23 protein-coding genes and 1 pseudogene are annotated in these 25,038 nt (G+C 70.9%); 7 read left to right on the forward strand and 17 right to left on the reverse strand.

The features are described from left to right. Positions 1-224: 224 nt before the first annotated feature. The 4 genes from HFP89_RS00030 to HFP89_RS00045 are packed head-to-tail and all read right to left on the reverse strand — an operon-like array spanning position 225 to position 3,500. Positions 225-719 carry a DUF3299 domain-containing protein gene (locus tag HFP89_RS00030; protein ID WP_168715589.1) on the reverse strand — a complete coding sequence of 165 codons (495 nt, stop codon included), beginning with the start codon at positions 717-719 and terminating at the stop codon, positions 225-227. Between the two features lie 32 nt (positions 720-751). Further along, positions 752-2,014: an ABC transporter permease gene (locus tag HFP89_RS00035; protein ID WP_168715590.1), complete on the reverse strand. Its 1,263-nt coding sequence runs from the start codon at positions 2,012-2,014 to the stop codon at positions 752-754. After that, a complete protein-coding gene (locus tag HFP89_RS00040) occupies positions 2,008-2,715 on the reverse strand; it encodes an ATP-binding cassette domain-containing protein (protein WP_168715591.1) in 708 nt (235 codons plus the stop codon). The genes HFP89_RS00035 and HFP89_RS00040 overlap by 7 nt, the downstream gene beginning before the upstream one ends. After that, positions 2,712-3,500, reverse strand: a complete 789-nt coding sequence (locus HFP89_RS00045; RefSeq protein ID WP_168715592.1) for a DUF2796 domain-containing protein — start codon at positions 3,498-3,500, stop codon at positions 2,712-2,714. The genes HFP89_RS00040 and HFP89_RS00045 overlap by 4 nt, the downstream gene beginning before the upstream one ends. A 40-nt stretch (positions 3,501-3,540) precedes the next feature. Here HFP89_RS00045 and HFP89_RS00050 point away from each other — a divergent pair, with 40 nt between their 5' ends. Continuing rightward, the gene (locus HFP89_RS00050) at positions 3,541-3,969 is read left to right on the forward strand and encodes a MerC family mercury resistance protein (RefSeq protein ID WP_168715593.1); all 429 of its coding nucleotides are present in this window, start codon (positions 3,541-3,543) and stop codon (positions 3,967-3,969) included. Between the two features lie 89 nt (positions 3,970-4,058). Continuing rightward, positions 4,059-5,426 carry a sodium-dependent transporter gene (locus HFP89_RS00055; protein ID WP_168715620.1) on the forward strand — a complete coding sequence of 456 codons (1,368 nt, stop codon included), beginning with the start codon at positions 4,059-4,061 and terminating at the stop codon, positions 5,424-5,426. 59 nt (positions 5,427-5,485) lie between these two features. On the opposite strand, the gene msrA is transcribed toward HFP89_RS00055, so the two are convergent. From msrA to HFP89_RS00090, 7 genes and pseudogenes are all read right to left on the reverse strand, one after another. Then, positions 5,486-6,028 carry a peptide-methionine (S)-S-oxide reductase MsrA gene (gene msrA / locus HFP89_RS00060; RefSeq protein ID WP_168715594.1) on the reverse strand — a complete coding sequence of 181 codons (543 nt, stop codon included), beginning with the start codon at positions 6,026-6,028 and terminating at the stop codon, positions 5,486-5,488. A gap of 1 nt (position 6,029) precedes the next feature. Continuing rightward, on the reverse strand, positions 6,030-6,476 hold the full coding sequence (gene msrB, locus HFP89_RS00065; protein ID WP_168715595.1) for a peptide-methionine (R)-S-oxide reductase MsrB: 447 nt from the start codon (positions 6,474-6,476) through the stop codon (positions 6,030-6,032). Between the two features lie 77 nt (positions 6,477-6,553). Beyond that, on the reverse strand, positions 6,554-8,503 hold the full coding sequence (locus HFP89_RS00070; RefSeq protein ID WP_168715596.1) for a hydantoinase/oxoprolinase family protein: 1,950 nt from the start codon (positions 8,501-8,503) through the stop codon (positions 6,554-6,556). Then, positions 8,500-9,090 (reverse strand): N-acetylmuramoyl-L-alanine amidase, encoded by a 591-nt coding sequence (locus HFP89_RS00075; protein ID WP_206212151.1) that lies wholly within the window; start codon positions 9,088-9,090, stop codon positions 8,500-8,502. Before HFP89_RS00075 ends, HFP89_RS00070 begins: the two co-directional genes overlap by 4 nt. Positions 9,091-9,108: 18 nt before the next feature. After that, positions 9,109-10,467: an amidohydrolase family protein gene (locus tag HFP89_RS00080; RefSeq protein ID WP_168715598.1), complete on the reverse strand. Its 1,359-nt coding sequence runs from the start codon at positions 10,465-10,467 to the stop codon at positions 9,109-9,111. Positions 10,468-10,779: 312 nt separating this feature from the next. Then, the gene (locus HFP89_RS00085) at positions 10,780-11,523 is read right to left on the reverse strand and encodes a DUF3379 family protein (RefSeq protein ID WP_168715599.1); all 744 of its coding nucleotides are present in this window, start codon (positions 11,521-11,523) and stop codon (positions 10,780-10,782) included. Continuing rightward, positions 11,520-12,050 (reverse strand): annotated as a pseudogene (locus HFP89_RS00090) (sigma-70 family RNA polymerase sigma factor); the annotation flags it as partial. The gene HFP89_RS00085 and the pseudogene HFP89_RS00090, both read right to left, overlap by 4 nt. A gap of 260 nt (positions 12,051-12,310) precedes the next feature. On the opposite strand from HFP89_RS00090, the gene HFP89_RS00095 reads away from it, so the two are divergent. Beyond that, positions 12,311-12,964 (forward strand): protein-L-isoaspartate O-methyltransferase, encoded by a 654-nt coding sequence (locus HFP89_RS00095; protein WP_206212152.1) that lies wholly within the window; start codon positions 12,311-12,313, stop codon positions 12,962-12,964. 55 nt (positions 12,965-13,019) lie between these two features. Continuing rightward, entirely contained in the window at positions 13,020-14,372 is a 1,353-nt protein-coding gene (locus HFP89_RS00100; RefSeq protein ID WP_168715602.1) for a TolC family outer membrane protein, read from the forward strand. Positions 14,373-14,375: 3 nt separating this feature from the next. Here the strand turns inward: HFP89_RS00100 and HFP89_RS00105 are convergent, their stop codons facing one another. Then, entirely contained in the window at positions 14,376-15,683 is a 1,308-nt protein-coding gene (locus HFP89_RS00105; protein ID WP_168715603.1) for a glycosyltransferase N-terminal domain-containing protein, read from the reverse strand. Positions 15,684-15,729: 46 nt separating this feature from the next. Here HFP89_RS00105 and HFP89_RS00110 point away from each other — a divergent pair, with 46 nt between their 5' ends. From HFP89_RS00110 to HFP89_RS00120, 3 genes are all read left to right on the forward strand, one after another. Continuing rightward, positions 15,730-16,608 (forward strand): lysophospholipid acyltransferase family protein, encoded by an 879-nt coding sequence (locus HFP89_RS00110; RefSeq protein ID WP_168715604.1) that lies wholly within the window; start codon positions 15,730-15,732, stop codon positions 16,606-16,608. Positions 16,609-16,673: 65 nt separating this feature from the next. Then, positions 16,674-17,222: a PH domain-containing protein gene (locus tag HFP89_RS00115; protein ID WP_168715605.1), complete on the forward strand. Its 549-nt coding sequence runs from the start codon at positions 16,674-16,676 to the stop codon at positions 17,220-17,222. A gap of 16 nt (positions 17,223-17,238) precedes the next feature. Continuing rightward, entirely contained in the window at positions 17,239-18,324 is a 1,086-nt protein-coding gene (locus tag HFP89_RS00120; RefSeq protein WP_168715606.1) for a hypothetical protein, read from the forward strand. Positions 18,325-18,351: 27 nt separating this feature from the next. Here the strand turns inward: HFP89_RS00120 and HFP89_RS16250 are convergent, their stop codons facing one another. The 5 genes from HFP89_RS16250 to HFP89_RS00145 form a co-directional block, all read right to left on the reverse strand. After that, on the reverse strand, positions 18,352-19,671 hold the full coding sequence (locus HFP89_RS16250) for an O-antigen ligase family protein (RefSeq protein WP_168715607.1): 1,320 nt from the start codon (positions 19,669-19,671) through the stop codon (positions 18,352-18,354). Beyond that, on the reverse strand, positions 19,646-19,852 hold the full coding sequence (locus HFP89_RS15750; RefSeq protein WP_168715608.1) for a zinc-finger domain-containing protein: 207 nt from the start codon (positions 19,850-19,852) through the stop codon (positions 19,646-19,648). Before HFP89_RS15750 ends, HFP89_RS16250 begins: the two co-directional genes overlap by 26 nt. Positions 19,853-19,925: 73 nt before the next feature. Continuing rightward, positions 19,926-22,439: a bifunctional [glutamate--ammonia ligase]-adenylyl-L-tyrosine phosphorylase/[glutamate--ammonia-ligase] adenylyltransferase gene (gene glnE / locus HFP89_RS00135; RefSeq protein ID WP_168715609.1), complete on the reverse strand. Its 2,514-nt coding sequence runs from the start codon at positions 22,437-22,439 to the stop codon at positions 19,926-19,928. Beyond that, positions 22,436-23,224, reverse strand: a complete 789-nt coding sequence (locus HFP89_RS00140) for a gamma-glutamyl-gamma-aminobutyrate hydrolase family protein (RefSeq protein ID WP_168715610.1) — start codon at positions 23,222-23,224, stop codon at positions 22,436-22,438. The genes glnE and HFP89_RS00140 overlap by 4 nt, the downstream gene beginning before the upstream one ends. Beyond that, complete coding sequence (locus tag HFP89_RS00145) at positions 23,221-24,216, reverse strand: amidoligase family protein (RefSeq protein ID WP_168715611.1); 996 nt, start codon at positions 24,214-24,216, stop codon at positions 23,221-23,223. Before HFP89_RS00145 ends, HFP89_RS00140 begins: the two co-directional genes overlap by 4 nt. Between the last annotated feature and the right edge of the window lie 822 nt (positions 24,217-25,038).

Below are 25,038 nucleotides of genomic sequence, written 5' to 3' on the forward strand. Positions count from 1 at the left end.
CCGACCGGTTCGCGCGCGAGCGCCCTCCAACAGGCGAATCAGCACCGGCGCCGGATCGAAGGCCTGTTGGAGGCCGCTCGCGGGCGAAGGGTGGCGGGCCGCTCGCGGTGCGAGCGGAGTGAGCAGTTTTCAGTGAACAGTTTTCAGTAACAAACCTGGTCGGAGTTTCGTCGGCGCCGGCGGGGCCGCTTTCGACTCGTCCCTCGCCCCTTTCCCCTGGCTTCCTAGTCGTACAACTCCAGCTTGGCGACATCCATCGTGTAGGCGGAATCGGCGGTCTCGTTGCTGACGTCCTCGATGTTGAGCTTGCCTTCCATCCAGAACGCGTCCCAGATATTGACCATGGGAATGGCCTCGTCCAGTCGGCCGTAGATGATCTGGTTGGCCGGTGGCGGCGGGACGTGGATGCAGGCGCCGAAGAAGGGGACGAAGAAGAACTCGGTCAGGTTGCCCTCGGCATCGGTCTCGACCGGGACGACGAAGCCGGGAATGCGGATCTGCTGGCCGTCCAGTTCGGGCACGACGCTGTAGGACTGGAAGGCCTGCGGTGCGTCGAAGCCCGAGTGGTCGATGCCGGTCTGGTCGTTCAGCCAGGCCTGGGCCTCTTCCTCGGGCATCAGGTCCAGCCATTCGATTTCGCGGGCCTTGCCGTGGGCCAGCAGCGGTGCGGCCAGGACGAGTGCGAGAAACAGCTTGACGATCGTTGGATGGATGGGCATGGGGCTCGAATCGGGTTCGGATGGATGAGGGCTCACTGGCGGACCTGCATGCCGTCGGCCAGGGTGCGACGATACACCAGCGCCGCCGGGATCAGGGCAACGAGCACGCCGGCCACACCGATGCCGGCCAGCACCAGCAACAGGGTTGCATCCGGCCAGGCCGCGCCGATGGCGATGCCGAACTGCGCCAGCAGCCACGGTGCGGCGGCGATCTGCAGGCCGTAGGCCAGCAGCACGCCCAGCACCAGGCCGGCCAGGGTGATCAGGAAAGCCTCGAGCAGCAGCAGGGCGGCGATCTGGACCGGCCGGGCGCCGCAGGCGCGCAGGATGGCCATTTCGCGCCGGCGTTCGTTGAGCGTCGTCAGCAGGGCAGTCAGCATGCCGAGCAGGCCGGCCAGCACGACCAGGCCGGCCACGACCAGCAGGATGCGCTCGGCCAGGCCGGTGATCCGCCACAGCTGCTGCAGCGCGATGCCGGGCAGCACGGCCAGCAGCGCTTCGTTCGGGTAGTCGTTGATGCGCTGCTGCAGGCCGAACACGGCCGCCCGGGTCGTCAGGCCGAGGAAGATGGCGGTGACCGCGTCGGGCTGCAGTTCCGCCTCGGCCGCGCGGGCTTCCTCGGGCGTCAGTCCGGATCCCGGACGGGGCACGCCGCGCTCCCAGCCGATGTGGATGGCGTGGTGGGCTTCCAGCGACACGTACAGCGACTGGTCGATGGGGGTGCCGGTGGGGGCCAGGATGCCGCGCACGGTGAACGGCTGGCCGGCGTGGGTCATCAGGCTGACGTTGCCGGCACCGTGGGCCAGTTCCAGCCGGTCGCCGAGTTCGTAGTCGAGCTGGCGGGCGACCTGGGCGCCGATGACCACGTCGAACAGGTCGGTCCAGGTCTCGCCGTCGGCGAACGAGAGGGTCTGGCCGCCGGCGAAGCGGTACCGCTCGAAGAACTCGGCGGTGGTGCCGATGACCCGGTAGCCCTGGTGCGAGTCGCCGAGCGAGATCGGCACGGCCCAGTCGACGGTGCGCGCCTTCGACAGCTCCTCGTAGGTGGTCCAGGTGACGTTGGCGGTGGCGTCGCCCAGGCCGAACACCGAGTACAGCAGCAATTGCACCGGCGCGGTCGGCGCGCCGACGATCAGGTCGACGCCCGAGACCGAGCGCTGGAAGCCTTCGCGGACCTGGTTGCGCATCTGCTCGACCAGCACCAGCAGGGCGATCGAGATGGCGATGGTGAAGATCGTCAGCGAGACCGCGAACAGGCGGTTGGTCAGTGAACCGCGGGCGAGGCGCGTCAGCATGGCGCGCTCCCGGTCTTGAGGTCACTCAACTCGATGACCCGGTCGAAGCGGTCGACCAGCTCGCGGTCATGGCTGACGAACAGCAGCGCCGAGCCCGCCTGGCGGACCTCGCCGAACAGCAGGTCGAGGAAGTCGTCGCGGCGGTCGCGGTCCAGCGCCGAGGTCGGCTCGTCGGCCAGCACCAGGTCGGGCCGGCCGATCAATGCGCGGGCCGCGGCCACGCGCTGCTGCTGGCCGACGCTGAGCTGGTCGGCGCGGCGCGCGAAGCCGGCTTCGTCGATGCCCATGGCGGCCAGCAGGCGAGCGGCTTCCGCCTCGCGGTCGCCGGCTCGCTTGCCGCGCCGTTTCGAGAACCGGCAGCCGAGCAGCACGTTGGCCACCGGGTCCAGCCACGGCAGCAGGTTGAACTGCTGGAAGATCACGCCCAGGTGCTCGGCCCGGAACCGGTCGCGCTGGGCCCGCTTCAGCGCATCGAGCCGGGTGCCGGCGAAGTCGATCCGGCCGGCGTCGGGTGCGATCAGGCCGCCGATCAGGGCCAGCAGCGTCGACTTGCCCGAGCCGCTGGCGCCGGCCAGGAACACCGCTTCGCCGGGGTCGACGCGCAGGTCAAGGCCGCCGAACACCGGCACCGATGCGCCGGGCCAGGTGTAGTGCAGGTCCGCCAGCTCGAGCAGCGGTGCAACGGAAGCGGCGTCGGTCATTGCAGGTCGATCCCCGGCGCCGCCTCGGTCAGTTCATGTCGCCATTGCCGGGTGGCGGTAATGGCATCGACGCGGATGCTGCGGTTGTCGGGCCAGTCGTCGAAGAGATCGAGCGCAAGCCGGTCCAGTGCGGCCGGATTCGAGCAGTCGGCGACGACCACGACGTGGAACTCGGCATGACCCTGGTCGCCGTGATCGTGGTGGTGATCGTGATCGGCATCGTCATGGCCATGGTCGTGGTCGTGGTCGCCGTGCTGGTGGTCGTCGCGGCTGTGCTCCCCGTGATCGTGCTCCCCGTGATCGTGCTCCCCGTGGTCGTGGTCCCCGTGGTCGTGGTCCCCGTGGTCGTGGTCCCCATGATCATGATCGTCTTGGCGATGGGGATCGGACGGCGCGTCGAATGCGCTGGTCGGGCCGGCCTCATCGCCCATCGAAGCCTCCACGGCAAAACCGGGTCGATCGACCGATACCGTGGTGCGGCATCCGGCATCGGCCGGCAGCACCAGCCAGTCGCCGGCGGCCAGGCGAGCGGTGGCCGCCTCCAGCGCTTCGGCCTGCGCGGCGTCGCGCGGCGGGTGCTCGAAACCGACCAGGTTGGCGCCCGGGAACTGCAGGCTCAGGTCCAGCCGGCCGTCCTCGATCGCCAGCTGCGCGGTGGCCACCGAGTGCTGGTGGACATCGCCGCGGCGCAGTTCCTGCTGGGCATCCAGCGCCGGGCTGGCCAGCAGCAGCGCGGTGAGCATCGCGTAGCGGGTGGAAAGCGATCCGCCGTTTTCGATCGTCATTTCGGGGTCTCCGAGCATAAAATGTTATAATATAACAGTCATGGACCTTGTTCCTGCGCGTCCGGCCCGGTGGATCGATCGCCTCGGCATCTGTGCCTCGGTCGGCTGCGGCCTGCATTGTGCCGTGCTCACCGTCGTGATTCTGATGTATCCGACCCTCTGGCTGCACCGCGGCCTGCGGTCCAGCGGATTCTGGGAGGCGCTCTGGTGGACCGAACTGGGCCTCCTGGTTCTCGCCTGGCTGTTCGCGCTGCTGGCCGCATGGCTGGCCTGGCGCCGCGACCGGAGCCTGCTGATCCCGGGGCTGGCGATCATCGGGTCGGGAATTCTGACCCTGACCATCGCCTCTCCGTTCCATGGACGCTCACCCTGGATCAGTGCGCTGGCGCTGTTCGGCGGCCTTCTCGTGGCTTCGGCCCACGTCCTCAACCTGTGGCGTACGCGAAGACTTCGTCTCCGTTCGCCCTGACCGGTTGTTCAGCGTCCGCGAATTTGCCCCCGGGACCGAGTTGACGGACAATCCGGCCAAACGATTCCAACTGCTTCGGGGTTCCCTGCATCATGAAAACCACATCCGTGCATGGCATGTGGTCGTCGCGACTGATGTTCGTGATGGCCGCCACCGGTTCGGCCGTCGGGCTGGGCAATATCTGGCGTTTCCCGTACATCACCTCGGAAAACGGCGGCGGGGCGTTCGTGCTGGTCTACCTGGCCTGCATCGCGCTGATCGGGCTGCCGGTGCTGTTTGCCGAGATCGTCATCGGTCGACGCGGACGGATGAGCCCGATCAACTCGCTGAAGGAACTGGCCACCTCGGCCGGTGCGTCGACGGCCTGGTCCGGGATCGGCTGGATGGGCATCATCGCCGGCTTCCTGGTGCTGTCGTTCTACTCGGTGGTCGCCGGCTGGACGCTGTCCTACGGCTTCGATTACCTGCAGCAGCTGGCCTTCGGCGCGCCGGCGATCACCGACCCGGGCGCCCACTTCGGGGCGCTGCTCGCCGATCCGGCCAGGCTGATCTTCTGGCACGCGGTGTTCATGATCCTGACCATGGGCGTGGTGGCGCTGGGCGTGGAAGAGGGGCTGGAGCGCGCGGTCTCGATCCTGATGCCGATGCTGTTCGTGCTGCTGCTGATCCTGCTCGGCTACGGCATGAGTACCGGGCACTTCCAGGAAGCGGTGGGTTTCCTGTTCTCGCCGGACTGGTCGCGCGTCGACGGATCGATGATCGTGACCGCGATGGGTCAGGCCTTCTTTACGCTGAGCCTGGGCATGTGCGCGATCATGACCTATGGGGCCTACCTGCCGTCGCACGTCAACGTGCCGGCCACCGGGGTGACCGTGGCGCTCGCCGACACGGCCGTTGCGCTGGTCGCGGGCCTTGCGATCTTCCCGATCGTCCTGTCGTTCGGGCTCGATCCGGAGGGCGGCGGGGCCGGGTTCATCTTCACCGCGCTGCCGCTGGCCTTCAATTCCATGCCGTTCGGGATCGCCTACGGCATGGCGTTCTTCCTGCTGTTGTCGGTGGCCGCCTGGACCAGTTCGATCTCGCTGCTCGAACCGCCGACGGCCTATTTCGTCGAATCGACCGACATGAGTCGCAAGACGATCGCGCTGCTCGTCGCCGCCGCGACCTGGCTGATGGGCCTGGCCTCGGTGTTCTCGCTGAACATCTGGTCGCAGGTCACGATCGGCGGCCGGGACATCATGGGTGCGATCGAATTCCTCGCCGCCGACATCATGCTGCCGGTCGGCGGCCTGCTGATCGCCCTGTTCGCCGGCTGGGTGCTGTCGACCTCGATCACCCGCGAGGAGCTCGACGAGAAGATGCCGTCCTGGGCCTTCCAGCTCTGGCTGTGGCTGACCCGCGTGGTCGCGCCGCTGGCCATCCTGCTGGTGCTCGGCGGCATCCTGGGCCTGTTCTGATCGATCCGGTGCTACCGGGCCGGCGCCATGCCGGCCCGGTGGGTCGGAATCCAGTTCGTCTATCCGGTGGCGGGCGTGGAGTCCCGGCGATCCGTCGCGTCGTCCCGACGCTTCGGCAGCACCCAGTCGGCGCGCGGGAAGTGGCAGGTATAGCCGTTCGGGTAGCGCTGGAGATAGTCCTGGTGCTCAGGCTCGGCCTCCCAGAACGGGCCGACCGGCTCGACCTCGGTCACCACCTTGCAGGGCCACAGTCCGGAGGCCTCGACGTCGGCGATGGTGTCGAGCGCCACGCGCTTCTGTTCGTCGTCGACGTAGTAGATCGCCGAGCGGTACGACAGGCCGACGTCGTTGCCCTGACGGTTCTTCGTGGTCGGGTCGTGGATCTGGAAGAAGTACTCGAGAATCCGCCGGTAGGAGATCGTTTCCGGATCGAACCGGATCTCGATGCCTTCGGCGTGGCTGCCGTGGTTGCGGTAGGTGGCGTTCGGCACGTCGCCGCCGGTGTAGCCCACGCGCGTTTCGAGCACGCCGGGCAGCTTGCGGATCAGGTCCTGCATGCCCCAGAAGCAGCCCCCGGCCAGGACGGCGCGTTCGGTCGTCATCTCAGCGGTCCTCCACGTGATCGAGGTAGTCGCCATAGCCCTGTTCGGCCATGTCGTCGCGGTGGATGAAGCGTAGCGAAGCGGAGTTGATGCAGTAGCGAAGCCCGCCCTGGTCGGCCGGTCCGTCGGGAAACACGTGGCCGAGGTGGCTGTCGCCGTGCGCGCTGCGGACCTCGGTCCGGACCATGCCGTGGCTGGTGTCGCGCAGCTCGTTGACGTGGGTCGGTTCGATCGGCCGGGTGAAGCTGGGCCAGCCGCAGCCGGCGTCGAACTTGGTCGAGGAGGCAAACAGCGGCTCGCCGGATACGACGTCGACGTAGATGCCCGGCGCGTCGTTGTCCAGGTATTCGCCGGTGCCGGGGTACTCGGTGCCGTTTTCCTGGGTCACGCGGTACTGTTCTTCGGTCAGGGCCTCGATCGCCTCGGGGGTCTTTTGATAACGGGACATCGTCAATCCGCTCCGTGTCGGAAGGTCATGCAGTCAAAGGTCAGGGGTGCCCGGCCGGACTTCAAGTCGCAGGCCGGTCAGCGCTCGAGCAGCAGGTGGCCGTCCGGCGTGCGCCGGGCCGTCCAGCCCTCGGCGACCCAGGTCGTGGCGTCGGCGTCGAGCACGATGGCCGGGCCGGCCACGCCGGCATCGTGCAGCGCGTCGCGGGCGTGCAGCGGGACCGGGCCGTCCGACGCCGGGACCTCGAAGCGATCGTCGGGCGCCGGCACCCGCGAAAGCCGGGCCGGTCCGCGCGCGTCCAGCCGCACGCTGACCAGCTCCACCGGCAGGGCCAGCCGATGGCCGAAGGCCGCTTCGTGGGCCGCATGGAAGGCATCGATCAGCGCGTCCGGCGCATCGGCCGGCAGTTCCAGCGCATCGCTCTGGCCGCGGTACCGGCAGGCGACGCGTCGTTCCAGCGTCAGGCGATCGGCGTCGATGCCCTCGGCGCCGAGTTCGTCGCGGGCCTGGATCTCGAGCGGCGCGAACGCAGCGTCGAGTCGGTCGACGTCGATCGCGTCGGCCGCGGCCAGCAGGCTGGCGGTCAGCTGGCGGCCCGGTTCGGCGACAAGCATGCCCAGCGCCGAGAGCACGCCGGAGCGGGCCGGCACCAGCGCGCGGCGCATGGCCAGGCTTTCGGCCAGATCGCACACGTGCAGGCCGCCGGCACCGCCGAAGCTGGCCAGCGTGCAGTTCGACGGGTTCACGCCGCGCTCGGCCGACATCACTCGGAGCGCCCGGCTCATGTGTTCGTTGGCGATCCGCAGCACGCCGCGCGCGGCGGTTTCGAGGTCCAGCTCGGCCCGGTCGGCCAGGCGTTGCATCGCCGCGCGCGCCGCGCCGAGGTCCAGCGCGTGCCGGCCGCCGAGCTTGACGCCGGCCGGCAGGCGGCCGAGCAGCAGGTTGGCGTCGGTCACGGTCACCTCGGTGCCGCCGCGGCCGTAGCAGGCCGGTCCGGGGTCGGCGCCGGCCGACTGCGGGCCGACCTGGATCAGGCCACCGGCGTCGATGCGGGCGATCGATCCGCCGCCGGCGCCGATGGTGTGCAGATCGACCATCGGCACGGCCACCGGGTAGCGGCCGATCCGGCCTTCGCGGGTCAGCTGCGGACGGCCTTCGAGCAGCGCGACGTCGGTCGAGGTCCCGCCCATGTCGAAGGTCAGCAGGCGATCCTCGCCCAGTCCGTTGCCGATCTGCGCGGCGGCCGCCAGTCCGCCGGCCGGCCCGGACAGCAGCAGGTGCACGGCGCGCCTGGCGGCCTGGTCGGCGGAAATCGTCTGGCTGCTGGACTGCATCACGGCCAGCCGGCCGCCGGCCAGGGCGCGGTCGAGCCGCTTCAGGTAGCCGGCCAGGCGCGGGCCGATCGCGGCGTTCAGCCAGGTCGCGATGCCGCGTTCGTATTCACGAATCTCGGGCAGCACCTGGTGCGAGCACGAGACCGGGAGGCTGTCGGCCAGCGCGTCGGCCAGCTGCTGCTCCAGCTCCGGGTCCAGCCACGAGAACAGCAGGTTGATCGCCACGGCCTCGGCCCCGGATGCCGCGATCGCACGCTTCAGTCGGTCCAGGGCCTCCGGCGTCGGCGTGGCCAGGCGCCGGCCGTCGGCCGCGGTCCGCGCGTCGATCTCGAAGCAGCGGTCGGGCGGTACGGGCGGGTCGACCGGCGGCTGGTCCAGCGCGTACAGCGCGTCCCGGTTCTGCCGGCCCAGGGCCAGCAGGTCGGAAAACCCGGTGCCGGTCACGAAGGCCACCGGCGCGCCGCGATCCTCGAGCACCGCGTTGGTGCCGACCGTGGTGCCGTGGACCAGGTCGACCGCGTCGGGCGCCAGGCCCAGTTGCTCGAGGCCTTCGAGAATCGCGCGCGCCGGATCGTCGGGGGTCGATAGCACCTTGGCGGTCGTCAGCCTGCCGTCGATCAGCGCGACGAAATCGGTGAAGGTGCCGCCGGTGTCGCAGCCGACCCGGGTCCGCGGCCGGGATGGTCCAGTCACGGCCCGCCGGCCTCGTCGGCGGTCGCCGGAGGGGCGCTCAGGCGGGGCAGGCCGCCGCCGTCGACCACCCGTTGCCACGGGAAGGTCGGGCCCGGGTCGAGCTTGCGCCGGACCGTCTCCGCGTCGTCGTTGCTGGCCGGCACCATGCGGCGGTCGAGCTGATCGTGGCCGGCCAGGTCGGTCAGGCCCGGCAGCTCGGCGCGCAGTGCGCGGATCAGCGCGCTCAGCGCGTCGATCTGGGCGTCGGGATAGGCGAGCTCCCAGGCCTGGTGGCGGCTGTCGAGCCAGTCGGGGTAGCGGCCGTTGTGAACCAGCTCGATGCCGATGGTGGTCGCGTTGTGTCCGGCCACGTGATGGGCGATGCGCTCGATCGGCACCCAGCGCTCGACGGTCCCGTCGCGGTCGATGTAGAAGTGGCCGCTGTTGCCGGTGCGCGTGGTGTCGTAGTGGATCCGTTCGCCGTACTCACGCGCGGTGGCGAGGTCCGGCAGCTCGGTGGCGTGGATCACGATCCGCTCGATGGTCGCCGGGTCGCGTCGCTCGAGGCGCTCGGCGTAGGGCAGCAGGTCAGTGCGGATCGAATGCATGAAGCCCGCTTCCATCAGTCAATCCGGCCCGGTCGCGGCCGGCCGGGCGCGCGCGGCGACCGCATCGAGCCGGGCGTCGAGGTCGGCGCGATCCAGCCAGCTGCCGGCGCGCAGCACGCCACGGATGCGCCGGACGTTGGAAATATCGGCCAGCGGGTCGGCATCGAGCAGCACCGCATCGGCCACGCAACCGGCCCGGAGGCAGCCCCGGGCGGGCTGGCCGAGAAAGCGCGCCGGGTTGACCGTGCCGGTGGCCAGCGCCTCGGCCGGGCTCAGGCCGGCGGCGACCAGCAGCTCGAGTTCGTGGTGGGTGGAGTCGCCGGGGACGTTGAAGATCTGCGGCGCATCGGCGCCCAGCAGCAGCCCGGCGCCGGCCGTATGCAGGCCGCGGATCAGCGCCCGGCGGACGTCGACGAAGCGCTCCAGCGCGGTGGCGCTGTGCGGCTGGCGCAGCCCGGTGATCCGCTCGCGCCACCCGGTGACGGTCTCGTCGTCCACGTAACGCATCGCCGGTCGCGCGGCCAGCGCGTCGAGATCGGCAATCGCGATGTTCTCGATCAGGGTCTGGGTCGGCACGTTCCAGACCCCGGCGGCGCGGGTCCGATCGGCCAGGGCGGGGATGCGCCCGGCGTCCAGCGCCTCGGCCAGGGCCATGCCGAAAAAGCCGGGCGGCCGGCCGCGGGCGGGGTGGTCGTCGGGCACCAGGGCCTGGGCATAGCCGTCGAGGTGATCGATGGTCGACTGGCCGGCAGCCAGCGCCCGGTCCAGTCCGACCCCGATCGAGACGTGGCCGGCATAGGGAATGCCGAGCCCGTCGGCCGCCTCGGTCAGGGCGGCAAACGTGCTCGGCATCAGCCCCGGGTGCAGCTTGAGCAGGTCGTAGCCGGCCTCGGCCTGAGTTCGCACGATGCGCCGTGCGGCGGTCGGGTCGGGCGCACTGGTGCCGTTCAGCGAGGGTCCGGAGGTGACCAGGTACGGCCCGAAGCGCTGGCCGGCGGCCAGTTCGGCGCGCAGCTCCAGGTGGCCACGTTCTCCGAGCATGCCGCGGATGCCGGTCACGCCGTGGGCCAGGAACAGCGTCAGAACGTCGTCGAGCCGCTCGGCGTCGGCCACGGGCGGCACGTGGGCGTGCATTTCGTAGAGGCCGGGAATCAGCCAGCGGCCGCTTCCGTCGATGACCCGGACGTCCCGCCCGTCCAGCGCGTCCGGATCGACGATCCAGCCGTCGAGCACGGCGATGCTGCGCGGCCAGCTTGCGCTGCCGGCGTCCGGATCGACAACGCGGACGTCGTCGATCCGCACGGCGCCCTGGCCGTGCGCAAGGGAGGTGACCAGCAGCAGACCGAGAAGGATCGAGCGGATGCAGTGCGCGGACATGGCCGGAGGCTCCGAGACACGAACTGAGGAATCACTAGCCCGCATTATTCATGAATCGCCGCGATGATTGCGCCGGGAATTGTTCGCACAGGGGGATTTTCCGACCGGGCGGAATACCATGCTGTATTTCCGAGCGAGGACGATTCGCTGTGCGGACAAGGACCAGGCAAGGGCGCGAGCTCATTCATGATTGATGCGGGCTAGCCTACCGCGCCAGAGCCTGCGAAACGGCACAGCGTGTTCGGCGCAATCGACTTTCCGCGTGGCTGCGGTGCCCGGGTGGGCAGGCCGTCCCGGGCGCACGAGCCCGACCTACAGCGAGCGGTCGTCCTGAAAGACCAGCTGCGCGGCAATGCGCTGACCCAGCGCCGGCAGGTCGCTTCCCTGGTCGCCGACCAGCGCCACGCTGCCGCGCTCGACGTTGAACACCCAGGCCCGCATGTCGTCGGCCAGCGGATAGGACTCGCCCGATGCCGGCACCACCGTGTGCGGCATGTAATAGAGCGTGACCGGGCCATCGGGGGCGCTCAGGACCAGGTGGGCGCCGGCGCCGTCCGGTGTCGGGCAGATCTTCGACAGCCGGACGTCGGCGAGCAGCTCCGGCGCCAGCGCCACGCCGAAGTCGGCGAGCAGTTCCTGGACGCGAGCGGGCGGGGTCGGGCCGGTGCGCGCGGCGGCGAGCACGGTCGGGCCGTCATGGTCCCAGTGCCAGGCCAGGTGCGCGGCCAGTCCGCCGTCGGCCGGCGGTGCGGCATCGCGCAGCAGGAACAGCGTCACGGCCACGGCCAGCGTCAGGCTGGCGGCCATTGCCAGCCAGCCGGCTGCGCCCGGGCCGCGCCGTTCGCGTCGACCGGCCCGGAACGGGACCTGGCGCAGCTGGTGCTGCAGGTCGTCCGGCGGGGCGACGTTCATCGCCTCGCCGAGCAGTCGTTCGAAGGCGTCGGATTCCTCGACCGCCCGCGCGGCTTCGCCGCCGGAGGCACGCGCGGCCGCGGCCGCCTCGCGCTCGCGTGCGGGGTCGGTCATCAGGCGGCGCTGGAGTTCGTCGAGATTCATTCCGGTTCCCCCGGCAGTGCGTTCGAGAGTCGTTTCTTCAATTGTTCGCGGGCTCGGAACACCCGGGTCATCACGGCGCTTTCGCTCAGTTCCAGTTCCTCGGCGATCTCGGCGATCGACAGGCCCAGCAGCACCTGCAGCGCCAGCGGCTCGCGGTACATCGCGTCGAGCCGGCCGATTTCGTCGCGCAGCCGGTCCCGTTCGGTCCGGTCGTCGGGTCCGTCCTCGTTCGGCTCGGCCACCACCACATCGTCGATGTCGTCGATCGGCGGTACCTTGCGTTCGAAGGTCCGGGCGAACTCGCGGCGCAGGATGGTGATCAACCAGCTCTTGGCCGCGTTCTCGTCCTGCAACCGGTCCAGCGCCTTCCAGGCGCGCAGGTAGGTTTCCTGGACCAGGTCGGCGGCCAGCGCGCGGTCCCGGCACAGCCAGACCGCGAAGCGGAACAGGTCGTCGCCGTAGCGTCGCGCGAGGCCGTCGAATCTTCGCGAACGGTCCTCGTGATTCATGACCGGCGCCCGACCGGTTTTCTTTCGGCGATCCCGGTCGAAGGGATCGACCGTGCGGGCGTCGAGCGACGCCGGACGACCTCGGACAGCGGAACGATCATGGCGCGGGCGCTCGAGCGGGGGACACGGGCGCTCATCCTACCCCGGTCGGGCGGGGTCGGGGAAGCGTGGCGGCGGCGTGACGTTCAGCACGGTTCCGGTCCACGCCGGGTCGGTACAATATGCGGCCGATGTTCACCACGAAGGCCTACGCCTTCCGTTCGCCAGGAGCACCACCCTTGAATCTGGAACACGCCCGATCGAACATGATCGAACAGCAGGTCCGCACGTGGGACGTGCTGGACGCCCGCGTTCTCGACGTGCTGCGGACCGTGCCGCGCGAGGACTACGCCCCGGCGGCGCACCGCAAGCTGGCCTTTTCCGACCTGCGGATTCCGCTGGACGGCCACCAGGTCATGATGAAACCGATCGAGGAAGGCCGCTGTCTGCAGAGCCTGGCGCTGGAAGGCGGCGAGACGGTGCTGGAGATCGGTGCCGGCTCGGGCTTCCTGACCGCCTGCCTGGCCGCGCTGGGTGCCGAGGTCATCAGCCTCGAGATTCTCGAATCGCTGGTCGACCAGGCACGCCGGGCGCTGGACGCCCACGGCGTGGAACGGGTCGATGTGCGGCACGCCGACGCGCTCGAAGCACGCTTCGACGAGGCCAGCTTCGACGCCATCGTGGTCACCGCCTCGGTCTCGGCCATTCCCGATTCGTTCGGCGGCTGGTTGAAACCGGGCGGCCGGATGTTCATCGTCCGCGGCGCCTCGCCGGCGATGGAGGCACTGCGGGTGACCCGGACCGGGTCGGGTCGACTGGCCGAGGAAAGCCTGTTCGACACCGACCTGCCGCGCCTGATCGGCGCCGAAGACGTGCCGAAATTCGAGTTCTGATCCGACCCTGAACCGCCGGGCCCGCCGCCCGCACCACGCTCCCGCGAGGAACGACATGCAAAGACTCCTGATCGCTGCCGCCGCCCTGGCGCTGACCTCGCCGGCCCTGGCCGTCGACCTGCTCGGCGTCTACGAGCTGGCCTCGACCAACGATCCGCAGATCCAGGCCGCCGAGCGCCGCCTGGAAGCCTCCACCTACCAGGAAGCGATCGCCCGGGCCAGCCTGCTTCCGACCCTCTCCGGCAGCGTGAGCCGGACCATCGGCAACAGCCAGCCGAGCCTGGACGGCAACGACCTGACCGACAACGACATCGACTCCGAAGGCTACGGCCTGAGCCTTCGCCAGAGCATCTACGACGACGCGAACTTCGGCCGGCTGACCCGCGCCCGCTCGTCGATCGCCCAGGCCGACGCCGAGTTCGATACCGCCTGGCAGGACTTCCTGCTGCGGGTCGCCCAGCGCTACTTCGACATGCTGACCTCGATCGACGGCCTGCGCTTCGCCCAGGCCGAGGAAAAGGCGCTGCAGCGCCAGTTCGAGCAGGCCGAGCAGCGCTTCGAAGTCGGCCTGTCGGCGGTCACCGATTTTCTCGAGGCCCGGGCGGCCTGGGATGCCGCGCGCGCCCGGGTGATCGTGGCCGAGAACAATCTTGAAAACGCGCGGGAGCTTCTGCGCGAGCTGACCGGCACGATGTTCGACACCTTCCGTCCGCTGGCCGACCGACTGCCGCTCGAACCCCCGGAGCCGGCCGATTCGTCGGCCTGGGTCGAGCGCGCGCTGGCCAACCGGCCCGAACTCGAAGCTGCCCGTCGCGCGGTCGACGTGGTCGATGCCGACCTCCGCATCGCCCGGTCCGGTCACCTGCCGTCGCTGGACCTGGTCGGCAGCTACAACCGCAACGTCAACAACGAGTTCGTGCTGCGTGACGATTTCCAGGACGAGATCGGCACGGTCGAATTCCAGAGCGACACCTGGCAGGTCGGCCTGGAGCTGTCGATTCCGATCTTCTCCGGCTTCGCCGTGCAGTCGCAGACCCGCCAGGCCCGCGTCAACCGCGAGGCGGTCAGTTTCGAACTGGATTCGGCCCAGCGCGCTGCGGTGCGCGAGACCGAGAACGCCTACCGGTCGGTGATCGCCGGCATCCGCCAGATCGAGGCGCTGGAGCAGGCGCTGATCTCGGCCGAGAGCGCGGTGGAAGCGACCAACGCCGGCTTCGAGGTCGGCACCCGCACCATCGTCGACGTGCTGCTGGCCGAGCAACGCTTCTTCCAGGCCCAGCGCGATTACTCGCAGGCCCGGCACCAGTTCATCGTCGATTCGCTGGCGCTCAAGCGCGCCGCCGGCGTTCTCGCACCGGAAGACCTGGAAACCGCCAACCGCCTGCTGACCGGCGCCGACGCCGGCTGATCGTCAAGCCCCGCGCGGCGGCCTCCGGCCGTCGTCCAGCCAGTCGTCCAGTGCGGCCAGCGTCCGATCCAGCGCCCCGCGCTGGGCGGCCAGGAACGCCGCGGCATTGCGCGGCATCTCTTCGAATGCTCCGCCGCGCTGCGACGGCCCCAGCGCGGCGATGACCGCCTCGCCCAGCGACCGCGCGTCGGTCACGCGCGCGAGCCCATCGACGGCATCCAGCCCTTCTGCCGCCTCGGCCTGGTCGTCGGTGAACGGGCCGGTCAGCACCGGCCGCCCGGCCTGCGCGGCCTCGATCAGGTTGTGTCCGCCGATCCCTTCGACCAGGCTGCCGCCGACGAAGCCGGCGTCGGCCCGGTGATACAGCGCGCCGAGCAGGCCGAGCCGGTCGATCACGACGGCCTGCGGTGGCGATGCGCTGGCCTCGTTGCCATCCACCCATTCGCTCCAGCGCACGCAGGACAGACCGGCCCCGGCGAGCGCACGCTCGGCCTCGCCGGTCCGCTCGGGGTGACGGGGGACGAGCAGCAGCAGCGCTTCGGGCAACTCGGCGACGACCCGTCGCTGGGCCTCCGCGACAATCGTTTCTTCGCCACGATGGGTGCTGCCGGCCACCCAGCGCGGTCGCTCGCCCAGTCGATCGAGCGCGGCGATGGCCGCAGGCGGCGGCTCGCCCGGCGGTGTCGGGTCGAATTTCACGTTGCCGGTCACCGTCAGCACTTCGCGGCGGGCGCCGAGTCGTGCGAAGCGATCGGCGTCGGATCGCGACTGGCAGGCGATCGGCGCGATGGCGGCCAGCAGCGGGGCGAACAGGCCGGCCGCGCTGCGATAGCGCCGGGCCGCGCGCGCCGACAGCCGGGCATTGGCCATGGCCACCGGAATGCCGCGCCGGTGACAGGCGGTGAGCAGTTCGGGCCACAGCTCGGTCTCGATCAGCAGCAGCCGGTCCGGTCGGGTCCGGTCCAGCCACGCGGCGACATCGCGCGGGCGGTCCAGCGGTGCCAGCACGGTGCGGATGCCGGCGTCGTCGGCATAGCGAGCCGCGGCCTGGACCGCGGCCGTCGGCGTGAGGGTGGAAAGAACGATGCCGCGGGTCGGGTCGCGCGCCCGGAGCCTTTCGATCAGCGGTCGGGCCGCGTTGAGTTCACCGACCGATGCGGCGTGGATCCAGAGTTCGGCCTCGGCGTCGGGCAGCTGCCCGCGCCGCTCGTCCTCGCGCCCGGCCAGCACCGGCCAGGCCTCGGCCTGGCGGGCGAATCGACGCCGCGCGAACGGCGCGAGTGCGGCCGTCAGCGCGCGATACACTGGCATCCACGATGACATCGCTCGCAGCATATCCCAGCCCGCAGCCGCTCGTATGGGCGCGCTGACCACCGAGCTCGGCCTGGCCTGGGCCCGGCGCATCGGTCGCCGACCGCTGCCGGCCGCACGCCGGCGCACGCGCTGGCTGGCCGGCCCGATGCGCGCGCTGATGCGCCGCCGCGCGCGGATCGTCGCGCGCAACCTCGAGCTGTGCTTTCCTGAGCGCGACCGCGCCTGGCGCGACGCGGTGGCCGCCGAGCACTTCCGCATGCTGGCCGAAACCGCCGCCGAGATCGCGGTGTGCTGGACTCGCACCGAGCCGCTCGACGAGCGCGCCGGCGAAGTGATCGGCCTGGAGCACCTCGAGGCGGCGCGCGCCCGGGGCGGCGTGCTGCTGCTGACCGGTCACTTCACCAGCCTCGAGCTGGGCGGTCGGCTGGTGGCCGAGCGGGTGCCGGTCGGCGGCGTCTACCGGCCGCTGCGCAACGCCCGGTTGAACGCGTTCCAGAACGACGGGCGGGGCCGCTATGCCGGCCCGATGATCCCGCGCGACGGCCTGCGTGCAATGGTTCGCCACCTGCGCGGCGGCGGTGTGCTGTGGTATGCCCCGGACCAGGACTTCGGCGCCGAGCGTTCGGTGTTCGCGCCGTTCTTCGGGGTCGAGACGGCCACCCTGAAGGGGCTGCCGGACCTGGTCCGGATGGGCCGGGCGCAGGTGGTGCCGATGGCCGCGATCAAGAATCCGGCGACCGGCCGGGTCCGGGTGACGCTGGAGCCCGGCTGGTCGATGGGCGAAGCGCCGATCGATGCCGAACTGGCGCGCTACAACGCCTTCCTCGAGCGCCACGTCCGGCGTGCGCCGGCGCAGTACTGGTGGGTGCACCGGCGCTTCAAGACCGCACCACCGGGCGCCCCGCTGCGCTATCCGGCCTGACTACCGGCTCGCCATCGAGCGGGTACACTTCACGACCTGTTCCGAGCCGCCGAGGACCGAAGCCGATGCGACCCGCCCCCCGCGTTCTGAGAACCGCCGAAATCTCGCCCCAGGCGATCCGCTATTCGATGATCTCGTTCACGTTGACCATGATCGCCACCATCGTCGGCATTCTCTTGCTGCCGATCGCGCTGCCGATCGCCTGGTGGTACTACCGGAGGTTCTACGCCACGCTCGAGGTCGTGCTGACCAGCCGGGAACTGCAGGTCAGCCGCGGCGTGCTGATCCGCCAGGAAAAGAGCATACCGCTGGAAAAGGTCACCGACCTGGCCCTGATCCAGGGGCCGATCATGCGCCGGATGGACATCAAGGGCCTGCAGGTCGAGACCGCCGGCCAGTCCAGCACCCCGGGCGGCGCGCTGGTCAAGCTGATCGGTATCATCGACACCGACGGCTTCCGCGACGACGCGCTGGACCAGCGCGACAAGGTCACCGACCGACCCGACGCCGGACCGGCCGCTCCGGAACCGTCGGCCGGCGACACCGGGCAGTTGCTGACCGAGATCCGCGACACGCTGAAGCGCATCGACGCCCGGCTGGCCGAACGCGGCTGACCGGGGCGGACGCGTCATGGTGCCGTCACCGCTGCGCGTGGTCTTCGTGCCGGCCAGCGGACCGACCGGTAGCGGTGAGTACTATCGCGCGCTGAACCTGAGCCGCGCGCTACGCCGGATCGCGCCGGGTCTCGAGACCCACGTGCTGCGCGCTCGCAGTGCCGGGGTGCTCGACGACGAAGGCCTGCAGGTGCATCCGCTCGACGCCACGCCGGCCCGCGCCGATCGCGCGGTGCGGGAGCGACTGACCGCGCTGCGCCCGGCGCTGGCGGTGTTCGACGGCAGCGGCCGCACTGCCCAGCTGCGCACCGTGCGGCGGCTCGGCGGGCGGGTCGCCTGGATCTCGAACCGGCCGGGCCGCCGGCGGCGCGCGCTGGCCTGGCGCCGGCTGCGCTGGATCGATCTGCACCTGATGCTGGTGGCCGAGCCCGACCGCGCCCGCCTGGGCCGGTTCGAGCGCCTGCGCGCCGGACGGGTGCCGGCCGCCGAGCAGCGGTTCGTCGGCGCCATCGCGCCGCCCGCGGGCGCGCTGCCCGATCCGCTGGCCGCGCGGATCGCAGCGCAGGCGGCGGTGTTCGTATCCGGGGGCGGCGGCCAGGTCTGCGCCGACGGAACGCCGGTGCCGGACCTGTTCGTCGCCGCCGCGGCCCGCTACCACGCCGCGACCGGCCGGCCGGCCTGCGTGGTGCTGGGTCCGCAGTACGCCGGGACGCCCTCGGCGCCGAGCGGCGTGGTCCTGATCGATGCCTTGCCGCCGGAGCAGCTCGGCGCCCTGCTGGCCGGGGCCGGGCTGGTGGTGGCCGGTGCCGGCAACATGCTCAGCAACCAGGTCGTTCTGGCCGGTCGGCCCTGCGTGATGACGGCAACCGGCGGCCACGACCAGCCGCGTCGCCTGGCCGCGTACGCCGCTCGCGGTGCGGTGCAGGCCGCGCCGCTGTCGGCCACGGCGCTGGCCGACGCGGCGATTGCCCTGAGCGAAGACGCAGCCGCCCGGCGCGCGCTGATCGACGGGCTGGCCCGGCTGGGGCTGCGCAACGACACCGAGCGCGTGGCCGGCTGGCTGGCCGACCTGGCCGGCGCACGGCAGGACGGCCGTCCATAGGCCTGCACGCGTCGAGCGGGCCCCTGCTCAGTCGCGCGGCGATTCGGCCCGGGCCCGGGCCAGGGTCAGGGCCGTGAGCAGCCCGAACCAGACGACGCCGGCATTGCGCTGGAAGATCGACTCGCCGAGCGCGACCACGGCCAACACCGCGACCGCGGCGATCGTGCTCCAGGCCGTCTGGCGCGTCGTGCGGCAGTCGGCGTGCAGGCCGCGTGCGGCCAGGGCCAGCGGAACGCCGAACAGGGCCAGCAGCGACAGCAGGCCCGGCAGGCCGTTGATGACCAACGCGGACAGGTACTGGTTGTGCGGATGTTCATAGCGCAGCAGTTCCGTCGGTAGCGCGCCGGCCGCAGCGGCCGATTCCATCGCCGCGCGGAAGGCGCCGGGCCCGCCGCCGATCAGCGGGTGCTCGGCGATCGTCGCGAAGGCGACCTGCCACAATTCCCAGCGCACGGCCAGGGTGTCGAACGGGTCGAACAGGCTGTCCGAGCCCCGCAGCGAGTCGATTGCCTCGACGATGCGCTCGCCCAGCGGCACACCGGGGACCAGCGCCAGCAGGCCGGTCGCGACGAGCATCGCCAGCGGCCAGCCGAACCGCCGCAGCGGCTGCTGGCCGCGGGCCAGCGAGAACGCGTAGACCGCCAGCAGCAGCGGCACCGCCAGCCAGGCGCTGCGCGAACCCGACAGCGCGGCGGCCAGCAGGCCGGCCAGGATTGCCACGGTCGCGATGCCGCGTTCGATCGCGGGCGTGGCCGGGCTGGCCGCACGCGGCAGCAGCATCAGCGCGAAGGCCAGCACCACCCCACCGAAGTAGATCGGGTTGGTCGCGCCGCCGGCTCGGGCGTCCCAGGGGTTGGCCGGAGGATCGAAGGCCAGCGCCAGGGCGTGCGCCGCGGCCAGCAGCGAGCCGAGCGCCACGCCCCACCAGAGCGCCGCGTCGAGGCCGCGAACGCGGCGCAGGAACAGGTACAGCGGGACGATCAGCAGCAGGCGCAGGATGCGCCCGACATCGCCGCTGCCGGTCGAACCGAAGCCGGCCAGCGCCCAGGCCGCCAGCCACAGTGCGACGAAGCCGAGCACCGCGGCGATCAGCAGGCGGTCGCCGGGGACCGTCAGTGTCGCGCCGCGTCGCCGCGTCAGCGAGGGTTCGAGCCAGACGATGGCGATGGCCGACAGCAGCAGGAAGGCCGCACCGGCCACCTTCGGCACCACCAGGCCGAGGCCGAGCCCCAGAACGACCAGGCCGGCCACGGCCCGGCCCAGCAGGCTGTCGGCGGGAACCGGCGGCAGCGCGGGCGAAGGCGGCAGTTCGGCGTGCGCGTCAGTCGGCGAGTTCGAACTCGGCACCGCAGTACGGGCACTTGGCCTGGCCGGTCTTTTCGATCGGGAGGTAGACCCGGGGGTGCGAGTTCCACAAGGTCATGTCCGGCGTCGGACAGCTCAGCGGCAGGTCCGCGCGGTGGACGGTGTAGTGGTTCTCGGCGTTGGCGGGATGCTTGCCGCCGGCATCGTTCGGAGAGGCGTTCACGGGCGTCCATCGATAACGAAGAAATGGCGTCTAGTGTACCCCGCTGAAGCGGTCGCGCCGGGTGCGGTCGGGCTCAGCCGGCACCGAACACCCGGGTCCAGACCGCCTCGGCGGCGTCGATCAGCCGGTCCGGCGTCGGCGGCGGCTCGCCGCGCTCGAGAAAGTCCCGATCGCGCAGCGCGCTGGCTTCGGCCTGGAGTTCGATCATGGTCGTGGCCAGTTCGCGATCCAGCCAGCCGCAGTCGGCCAGCGCGTTCAGCTGCCCGGTCAGGCCGCGCTGTTGGCACAGCGTCGGGGTCCGGTGCGCCTGCAGCAGGATGCCCAGCTCGGCGGTGAACTGCAGGTGGCCGAGGATGCGGCGGATTTCGCTTTCCTCACGCTGGCGACGTTGGCGCTCGCGCATTTCGGCCAGCGCCGCACGCGTGGCGTCCGGATCGCGCGGCCGGCACAGCACCTGGCGGCGGATCGCCTCGAACCGCTCGATCGTGGTCGGATCACCGTACACCGCCCGGGCGCGCACCAGCGCCTGGTGTTCCCAGGTCCAGGCCTCGTCGTCCTGATAGCGAGCGAAATGGTCGATGGAGCTGACCAGCAGGCCGGCGTTGCCGTTCGGCCGTAGCCGGGTATCGACCTCATAGAGCCGGCCGCCGGGCAGCGGTAGCTGGAGCGCGTTGATCAGCCGCTGGATGCCGCGCCGCGGCGGATCGCCGTCGGCGTGCAGGAAGACCAGGTCGAGGTCGGAACTGTAGTGAAGCTCGCCGGCGCCGAGGTTGCCGTAGCCGATCATGGTCACCTCGTCGGCCTCGGTGAGGGTCAGCTGCGCGACTGCGTCGAGCACGGCCTCGGCCAGCCGGGTCAGCTGGCGTCCGGCGGCGCGGCGATCCAGGCCGCCGTCGAGCTGGCCCAGCGCGGTGCGCACGTAGCCGGCCTGGCGGAACCGGGCCAGCGCGTTCAGGCTGGATTCGACGTCCTCGATCAGCATCTGCGGCGGCTCGGGCAGCTCGAAGCCGTTGACCGGGTCGAGCAGGTCGTCGAGCAGCTGCGGGCTGTCGATGACCCAGCGTGCGACCCGGTCGGTGCGGCGGAACACGCGCACCGTGCGGTCCAGGGTTTCCGGTCGCTCGTGCAGCAGCGACAGGTAGGCCGAACGCTGGGCGATGGTCTCGATCAGGCCGAGCAGGTCGTCGAAGCCGGCGTCCGGTTCGGGCAGGTCCTCGATCCGCGCGAACAGCGCCGGCATCAGCCGGTCCAGCCGCCGCCGCGCTTCGGCCGACAGCGGCCGGCGGCCGAGCCGCTCGGCCAGGCGGCGCAGCGCCGCGGCGGCCGGCTCCGGCGCCTCGAACCCCAGTGCGACCAGCCGCTGCTCGACCTCCTCGCCGGGCGGCCAGGGCGCCGCGGTGGCCGGCGGCGAGGCCGGCTGGGTCTCGAACCGGGCCTGGAACGCCCGGCGGACTGTTCTGCGCACGTCCTCGAGACGGTCCTGCAGGGCCCTGCCGTTGGCCAGGCCCATCCAGCCCGCGATCGCTGCCAGCGGTTCGGCGGCGTCGGGCATGCGCTGGGTCTGCCGTCCGGTCGCGGCCTGGATGCAGTTTTCCAGCGTGCGCAGGAACCGGTAGGCCGCCTCCAGCGTGGCCGTCTCGTCGACCGACAGCAGGCGCAGATCGGCGGCCGCGCGCAGTGCGGGCAGGAAACCGCCGACCCGCAGCGACGGATCGCGGCCGCCGCGCAGCAGTTGCAGGCTCTGGATCAGGAACTCCAGTTCGCGGATGCCGCCCGGGCCGCGCTTGATGTCGTCGGCCAGGTCTTCGCGGCGGCTCTTGCGGTCGATCTCCGCGTGCAGCTCGCGCAGGTTGTCGAACAGGCCGTAGTCGAGGTAGCGCCGGAACACGAACGGCGACAGCCGCTCGATCAGGTCCTGTCCGATCTCGACGTCACCGGCCGCGACGCCGGCCTTCAGCCAGGCGTAGCGCTCCCAGGCCCGGCCCTCGTTGACGAAGTACTGCTCCATCGCATCGACCGACCAGACCAGCGCCCCGGACTGGCCGAACGGCCGCAGCCGGGTATCGACCACCCAGACCCGGCCCTGCGCGGTCACCGACTCCATCAGGCCGGTCAGTTCACGCACCACCCGGGTCAGCCAGTCGCGTGCCGACAGGCTGCGGCGCCCGTCGCTCTCGCCCTGGGCGTCGTGGACGAACACCAGGTCCAGGTCGGAGTTGAAGTTGACCTCGTCGCCGCCGAGCTTGCCGAGCGCCAGGATGGCCAGCCGCGGTCCGCCGGGCAGTTCGCCGAAGCGCTCGGTCACCCGGGCGCGGGCTTCGGCCAGCGCATCGTCGAGGCAGCCGCGGGCCAGCGACGACAGCGCGCGGCCGGTGGCCTCGACATCGTGGCGGCCGGACAGTTCGTGGTACAGGATCCGCAGGCTGCCGAGCTGGCGACGGCGGCGCAGTCGCGCTTCGATCGGCAGGCCGGGATCGTCGGCCGGCCCATCGCCGTCCAGCCACTCGGCGCCCACGCCCCAGTGGCGCAGCGCCTCGGACGCGTAGGCCGCGTGCGCGGCAAAGGTCTGCGGAGTCGGCGGGCTCATGTCAGCTCCCGGGCGGCAGCGACCAGCGCCACGAACAGCGCCTGCTGTTCGGCGCGCTGCGGCAGGTATTCGGGATGCCACTGCACGCCGATCCGGAACGTCGGCCGCGGATGTTCCCAGGCCTGCAGCACACCGGACGGCTCGCGGGCGACGCCGGCCAGCCCGTCGGCCAGCCGGTCGATGGCCTGCGAATGCAGCGCGTTGACCCGGCAGTCGCGGCAACCGAGGATCCGATGCAGGTGCGAGTCCGGTGTCACCCGGACCCGCTTGCGCGGGAGCACCGAGCGGATCGCCGGCACCTCGTCGTAGAAGCCCTCCAGCGATTGGTGCAGCGTGCCGCCGCAGGCCACGTTGATCAGCTGCATGCCGCGGCAGATGCCCAGCATCGGGAGATCGCGCTCGATCGCGTCACGGATCAGCCGGGTTTCCAGCGCGTCGCGGGCGCTGTCCAGCCCGCCGCGCTTCTTGGTCAGCAGCCGGCGGGCCAGCCACAGCAATGGGTAGAGCACGTAGCCCAACCAGCGCCGCCAGCCGAGCACGCCACGATCGGCCAGTTCGCTCAGCCGCAGTTCGCGCCGTTCACCGTACAGCGACGGGCTGACGTCGGCACCGCCGCCGATCACCAGGCCATCGACGGCATCGATGGTGTGCGGACGCTTCGGCCGGATTCGCAGCGGCCGACCGCCGGCGCGCCGGATCGCCAGCGCCGTGAACCACCATGCGGCCAGCCCGCCGCGGTCGGGACCGGTCACGCCGATGATCGGGCGGGACGCCGATCGGCTCATCGCTGCCCTCGGCGGGTCAGTGATCGCCAGGTGGCCGACCACCAGCGCTTCAGTGCGCTCGACTCACCGAACCGCCGGCGCGCTTCGCGCCGCAGGTCGTCGGGCCGGTGGGCCAGGTCCTCGACCCCGGCCCAGGCCGCCCAGGGCTCGGCCAGCGACCAGTCCGGGTCGTCGATCCGGCAGTCGGGCAGGCGGTAGTGCCAGGCCGGCCGCGGCTTGACCAGGGCATGCTCGACCGGCGCGGCATCGACCCGGTCGGGGTCGAGCCAGGCGAACAGCGGCAGTGCGTCGAGAGGCCGGTTGCGGGTCGGCGTGTAGCGCAGGTAATCGTCGATCAGGCCGTCCCGGTCCGGCGCATAGTCCGGATCCAGCAGGTGGGCCACGAAGTCTTCCGGAAACGGCTGGACATACGGCGTCAGCTTTCGCGACAGGTCGATCTCGTCGCGTTCGAGGATGGTCGGGTAGCGCAGCAGGAAGGCCTGCAGGATGGCCAGAAGGTGATCGGCGTCCTGGCTGTGGATCTCGATATTGAACTGCAGCCCGAAGGCATACAGGGCCGAAGCCTCCGTACCGCGCGCGCCGGCGGCATGGAGACGCGCGCGGATCGCGTCGATCCGCGGCAGCGCCGCCAGCGGCACCGGCGGGCAGACCAGTTCGTGCGGGACCACCAGGCCGGTGACCTGCGACAGCAGTTTCTCGAGGTTGTCGCGGAATGCCCCGCCTTCCAGCTCGATTCCGAGCTGTTTCAGCGCATCGAGATAGCGGCGCGAGGTCAGGATCTCGGCGTCGAGTTCGACGGTGAACTCGCCCAGCTCGGTATCGCGGACCGTGCCGGAGAACGCGCTGTCGGCATCGAAGCTGCCGCCGAGCTCGTCGATCACCGCCTGCGCGATGTCCGGCGCCTCGACCCCGGCCATCTCCATTTCCACGCCGACCCGGCGCGGGGCGTCGTCGGGCGTTCGCGTCCAGGGCAGCGTTCGAAACTCGGTCACCGGGTCACCTCCACGTCTGCAGTGTACCGACCGCATGTTGCGCCGACACGACCATGCCGCCGGTACCGGGCCGAAACCGGCAAGGCGCGGTCGGCCGGGACGTGGAGCGTACCTTGATGGACCATGAGCATGTCCAGCCGCACCGTACCGCACCGCAACGCAACGCCGCACGCGGGCGAAAGATTCGGTCCCGAAACAAGAAACCCCGGCGCGGGGCCGGGGCTTCTCGAGGCTTGCCTGGACAGAAGACAACAAGCGGATAGCGGATTGTGGTTCAGGTCGGTGATGAGTCCCGAGGGAGCGAGCGCAGTGTACGTTTCGTGTGCATGAGCATCGCGAGTTGCAGTCTCGACAAAAAGAAACCCCGACATGGCGCCGGGGTTTCTTGTCTTTCGGGCGATAAGCCTGAGCGACTAGCAGATTCCGTTTCAGCGCGGTGATGAGGGCCGGGTTGCGAGCGCAGTGTACGTTTCGTGTGCATGAGCATCGCGGCCCGGTGCGACCCCTCCGAAACAAGAAACCCCGGCCGGGCCGGGGTTCTCGGTGAGGCAACAGGCGTCCACGGGCGGGACGCGAGGGACTAGAAGATCTCGTTCGCAGGCAAGGCGTGGGTCGGCTGGGAAGCGGAGCGTACCTCGCTGGACCATGAGCATGTCCAGCCGCACCGCATCGCACCGCAACGACGCACGCGGGCGAACGATCTGCCCCCGAAACAAGAACCCCCGGCCGGGCCGGGGGTTCTCGAGGCTTGCGGGTTGGAACGCAGCAAGCGGATAGCGGATTGTGGTTCAGGTCGGTGATGAGTCCCGAGGGAGCGAGCGC

It is taken from the genome of Wenzhouxiangella sp. XN79A (assembly GCF_012272825.1).
Lineage (GTDB): Bacteria > Pseudomonadota > Gammaproteobacteria > Xanthomonadales > Wenzhouxiangellaceae.

What these genes read in the sequence shown, in the direction of transcription:
- HFP89_RS00030 (WP_168715589.1), bottom strand. Translation starts at nt 719, where the DNA reads ATGCCCATCCATCCAACGATCGTCAAGCTGTTTCTCGCACTCGTCCTG.
- HFP89_RS00035 (WP_168715590.1), bottom strand. Translation starts at nt 2,014, where the DNA reads ATGCTGACGCGCCTCGCCCGCGGTTCACTGACCAACCGCCTGTTCGCG.
- HFP89_RS00040 (WP_168715591.1), bottom strand. Translation starts at nt 2,715, where the DNA reads ATGACCGACGCCGCTTCCGTTGCACCGCTGCTCGAGCTGGCGGACCTG.
- HFP89_RS00045 (WP_168715592.1), bottom strand. Translation starts at nt 3,500, where the DNA reads ATGACGATCGAAAACGGCGGATCGCTTTCCACCCGCTACGCGATGCTC.
- HFP89_RS00050 (WP_168715593.1), top strand. Translation starts at nt 3,541, where the DNA reads ATGGACCTTGTTCCTGCGCGTCCGGCCCGGTGGATCGATCGCCTCGGC.
- msrA (WP_168715594.1), bottom strand. Translation starts at nt 6,028, where the DNA reads ATGACGACCGAACGCGCCGTCCTGGCCGGGGGCTGCTTCTGGGGCATG.
- msrB (WP_168715595.1), bottom strand. Translation starts at nt 6,476, where the DNA reads ATGTCCCGTTATCAAAAGACCCCCGAGGCGATCGAGGCCCTGACCGAA.
- HFP89_RS00075 (WP_206212151.1), bottom strand. Translation starts at nt 9,090, where the DNA reads ATGCATTCGATCCGCACTGACCTGCTGCCCTACGCCGAGCGCCTCGAG.
- HFP89_RS00080 (WP_168715598.1), bottom strand. Translation starts at nt 10,467, where the DNA reads ATGTCCGCGCACTGCATCCGCTCGATCCTTCTCGGTCTGCTGCTGGTC.
- HFP89_RS00085 (WP_168715599.1), bottom strand. Translation starts at nt 11,523, where the DNA reads ATGAATCTCGACGAACTCCAGCGCCGCCTGATGACCGACCCCGCACGC.
- HFP89_RS00100 (WP_168715602.1), top strand. Translation starts at nt 13,020, where the DNA reads ATGCAAAGACTCCTGATCGCTGCCGCCGCCCTGGCGCTGACCTCGCCG.
- HFP89_RS00105 (WP_168715603.1), bottom strand. Translation starts at nt 15,683, where the DNA reads ATGCCAGTGTATCGCGCGCTGACGGCCGCACTCGCGCCGTTCGCGCGG.
- HFP89_RS00110 (WP_168715604.1), top strand. Translation starts at nt 15,730, where the DNA reads ATGGGCGCGCTGACCACCGAGCTCGGCCTGGCCTGGGCCCGGCGCATC.
- HFP89_RS00115 (WP_168715605.1), top strand. Translation starts at nt 16,674, where the DNA reads ATGCGACCCGCCCCCCGCGTTCTGAGAACCGCCGAAATCTCGCCCCAG.
- HFP89_RS00120 (WP_168715606.1), top strand. Translation starts at nt 17,239, where the DNA reads ATGGTGCCGTCACCGCTGCGCGTGGTCTTCGTGCCGGCCAGCGGACCG.
- glnE (WP_168715609.1), bottom strand. Translation starts at nt 22,439, where the DNA reads ATGAGCCCGCCGACTCCGCAGACCTTTGCCGCGCACGCGGCCTACGCG.
- HFP89_RS00140 (WP_168715610.1), bottom strand. Translation starts at nt 23,224, where the DNA reads ATGAGCCGATCGGCGTCCCGCCCGATCATCGGCGTGACCGGTCCCGAC.